Below are 3,869 nucleotides of genomic sequence, written 5' to 3'. Positions count from 1 at the left end.
GGGCGGCGTGACCTTCGGCCATTTCGTGGCCCCGGGCCTGATCATGATGGCCATCCTCAACAACGCCTTCGCCAACGCCTCGTCCTCGCTGATCCAGGCCAAGATGATGGGCCTGACGCCGGACTTCCTGACCCCGCCGCTTTCGCCGCTGGAGCAGGTGGCGGGCTTTGGCCTGGGCGCGGCGACGCGCGGCATCGTCGTGGGCGCGGTCACCGCCCTGGTCATCGGCGTGCTGCCGGGCGCGGGCCTGCAGTTGGCCCATCCCTGGGCCATCCTGTATTTCGCGGTCGGCGCGTCGTTCATCCTGGGCCTGGCGGGCGTGCTGGCCGGCCTGTGGGCCGAGAAGTTCGACCAACTGGCGGCGGTGACCAACTTCGTGATCATGCCCATGACCTTCCTGTCGGGCACCTTCTACCTGGTCGATCGCCTGCCCGAGCCGTTCCGCTCGGCCAGCCACTTCAACCCGTTCTTCTATCTGATCGACGGTTTCCGCTACGGCTTCATCGGTCACGCCGACGGCTCGGTGGCGATCGGGGTCGTGGTGACGGCGGTCCTGTCGGTGGGGCTGTTCCTGTGGTGCTGGTGGCTGTTCCGGACGGGGTATCGGCTGAAGAGCTAGGTCACGGCATGAGCCTTTGACCTGAAATTCCGCTCATCCCGGCGAATGCCGGGACCCAGCTGGAGAGCGGTGTGTCGGGTTCCTTGAGCTCAGGGTCCGTCCCGTCAGCCTCAAAGCCATGGGATCTGGGGCCCGGCGTTCGCCGGGATGAGCGGATCCAAGGAATATCCGCCAAGCCGTCCCGTGTGACCGCAAACAGTGTGGCTTCCCCGTCCCTGACACCCAAAATTCACGCCCCGTTTGTTGACAGGGCAGGCTTACACGCCGACAACGCTGAGCCTTCCGGTCCCCGTGCTTTCAGCACGGGGGCTTCTTTCCTTTTTGGGAGGCCGTCTTGAGCAGTTCGACGTCGTCTAACCCCGCGCAACACCACATCATGGGCGTCTACAACCGCGCCCCGCTGGCGTTCGAGCGAGGCCGAGGCGCGCGCCTGTTCTCGACCACCGGCGATGAGTACCTGGACTGCGTGGCGGGCATCGCCACCTGCGGCCTGGGCCACGCCCACCCGGTGCTGGTCGAGGCGCTGAAGACCCAGGGCGAGAAGCTCTGGCACGTCTCCAACATCTACACGATCCCCGAGCAGGAAGAGCTGGCCGACAAGCTGAGCGCGGCCACCTTCGCCGACGTGGTGTTCTTCACCAATTCGGGCACCGAGGCGATCGAGTGCGCCTTGAAGGCCGCCCGCCGCTATCACGTGGTCAACGGCCAGCCCGAGCGGATCGACATCATCGGCTTCGATGGCTCGTTCCACGGCCGCTCGTACGCGGCGGTTAACGCCTCGGGCAACGCGGGCTACCTGGACGGCTTCGGCCCGCGCCTGCCGGGCTACGTCCAGCTGCCGTTCGGCGACTGGGACGCCTTGAAGGCCGCCATCGGCCCGACCACGGCGGGCGTGATCATCGAGCCGGTGCAGGGCGAGGGCGGGGCGCGCGCCCTGACCGAGGCCCAGCTGAACGAACTGCGCCAGCTCACCCGCGACGCCGGCGTGCTGCTGATCCTCGACGAGGTCCAGAGCGGCATGGGCCGGACCGGCAAGCTGTTCGCCCACGAATGGGCCAGCGACGCCGCGCCCGACATCATGTGCGTGGCGAAAGCCCTGGGCGGCGGCTTCCCGGTCGGCGCGTGCCTCGCCACCAACGAGGCGGCCAAGGGCATGCAGCCGGGCACGCACGGCTCGACCTACGGCGGCAACCCGCTGGCCATGGCCGTGGGCAAGGCGGCGTTCGACACGATCAACACGCCCGAGATCCTCGACAACGTCACCCAGGTGGCCGGCTACTTCACCCAACAGCTGAATGGCCTGAAGGATCGCTTCCCGGACATCATCGTCGACATCCGCGGCAAGGGCTTCCTGATCGGCATCAAGCTGATCCCGAACAATCGCGAGTTCATGGTCCTGGCCCGCGACGAGAAGCTGCTGATCGCCGGCGGCGGCGACAACTGCGTGCGCCTGCTGCCGCCGCTGAACCTCACCGTCGAGGAAGCGTCGGAAGCCATCGCCAAGCTCGAGAAGGCCTGCGAGGCCGCCCGGGCCAAGGCGGCCGCTTAAGGCCTAGCGCCGGACCTATGAAACCGCTCGTTCCGGCGTTGGCCGGAGCGGGCGGGCAGGGGGATTTGCAATGACACAGCCCAGACACTTCATCGACCTGTGGAAGTTGGACGGCGCGACGCTGCGCGTCCTGCTCGAGGACGCCAAGGCGCGCAAGGCCGCGCGCGCCGGCTGGGGGAAGGGCAAGGTCGACGCCGACGCTCCCGCCGCCGACCGCGTGCTGGCGATGATCTTCCAGAAGAACTCGACCCGCACCCGCTTCTCGTTCGACGCGGCGATCCGTCAGCTGGGCGGTTCGGGGATCATCTCGACCTCGGCCGACATGCAGCTGGGCCGCGGCGAGACCATCGAGGACACCGCCAAGGTGCTGTCGCGGATGGTCGACGCGGTGATGATCCGCGCCAACAACCACGCCGACGTCGAGCGCTTCGCCCAGGTCTCGACCGTGCCGGTGATCAACGGCCTGACCGACAAGAGCCACCCGTGCCAGATCATGGCCGACCTGCTGACCATCGAGGAGCATCGCGGCGACGTGGGCGGCAAGACCATCGCCTGGGTCGGCGACGGCAACAATGTYTGCTCCAGCTTCATCCACGCCGCCCCGCTGCTGGGCTTCAAGCTGAAGATCGCCTGCCCGGCGGTCTATCACCCCGACCTGGTGGACCTGGCCCGCGCCCAGGACCTGCAGGGCCAGATCACCCTGACCGACGACCCGCGCGAGGCCGTGCGCGGCGCGGACGTGGTCGTGGCCGACACCTGGGTCTCGATGGGCGACACCGACCACGACGAGCGCCTTGCGGCGTTCGAGCCCTATCAGGTCGACGACGCGTTGATGGACCTGTCGGCCCCCGACGGCGTCTTCCTGCACTGCCTGCCGGCCCACCGGGGCGAGGAAGTCACCGACGCCGTGCTGGACGGCCCACGCTCGCTGGCCTGGGACGAGGCGGAGAACCGCATCCACGCCCAGAAGTCGGTGCTGGCCTGGTGCTTCGGGGCGATCGGCTAGTGTCGAAGATCGAGTTCAACAAGCAGAAGCGCGACGCCTTGCTCGACAGGCTGACGCGCTATCTGGACCGCGAGCTCGACTGCGAGGCCAGCCCGCTGCAGGCCGGCTTCCTGCTGGACTTCATCTCCGAACAGATGGGGCCGTACTACTACAATCAGKGCGTCCAGGACGCCCAGCAGCTGTTTCGGGAAAAGCTGGAAGACGCCGTCTACGAGATCGAGAAGCCGTTCGTCGACTGAGGGCGGGCGGTGGCTCACCCCCTCTTGCCCCCACCTGACCGCTCCGCGGTCTGTCGCGGCGAGGGGGCGGAGGACGCGCGCAGGGCTCCTCTTCCCCTGTGGGGGAAGACGGTCGCGAAGCGACCCGTAGGGGGCAAGTGATCGTCGCACCCCCTCGCAATTTCCCAGCAAGCGACTATCTAGCCTCCCCATGACCGACATCGACGCCCAAACCCTCGCCGACACCGCTCCGGACGACCTCGTCTCCGCCTTCCAGATCGAGGGCCTGCCCGTGCGCGGCCGGGTCGTGCGCCTGGGCGCCGCCGTCGACGAGGTGCTGACCCGCCACGACTACCCCGAGCCCGTCGCCAACCTGCTGGGCGAGGCCTGCGCCCTGGCCGCCCTGGTCGGGTCGAGCCTGAAGTTCGAGGGCCGGCTGATCGTCCAGGCCCAGGGCGACGGCCCCGTGCGCTATGT

General features: G+C 68.1%; 5 protein-coding genes. All 5 read left to right on the top strand.

The genetic code is table 11. The features are described 5' to 3' along the window. Positions 1-619 (top strand): ABC transporter permease (locus tag AC1DZ6_RS20940; RefSeq protein ID WP_477099063.1); only part of this gene is annotated, 619 nt, incomplete at its 5' end. A 334-nt stretch (positions 620-953) separates the two neighbouring features. Next, on the top strand, positions 954-2,168 hold the full coding sequence (locus AC1DZ6_RS20935) for an acetylornithine transaminase (protein WP_477099062.1): 1,215 nt from the start codon (positions 954-956) through the stop codon (positions 2,166-2,168). Positions 2,169-2,238: 70 nt separating this feature from the next. Further along, entirely contained in the window at positions 2,239-3,174 is a 936-nt protein-coding gene (gene argF / locus AC1DZ6_RS20930) for an ornithine carbamoyltransferase (RefSeq protein WP_477099061.1), read from the top strand. Beyond that, on the top strand, positions 3,174-3,413 hold the full coding sequence (locus AC1DZ6_RS20925) for a DUF2164 domain-containing protein (RefSeq protein ID WP_477099060.1): 240 nt from the start codon (positions 3,174-3,176) through the stop codon (positions 3,411-3,413). The genes argF and AC1DZ6_RS20925 overlap by 1 nt, the downstream gene beginning before the upstream one ends. Positions 3,414-3,603: 190 nt before the next feature. After that, a partial coding sequence (locus AC1DZ6_RS20920) for an Hsp33 family molecular chaperone HslO (protein ID WP_477099059.1) occupies positions 3,604-3,869 on the top strand: 266 nt, incomplete at its 3' end.

Source organism: Caulobacter sp. P1_B12_2 (genome assembly GCF_056406675.1).
This window is presented reverse-complemented; position numbering and strand designations above follow the sequence as displayed.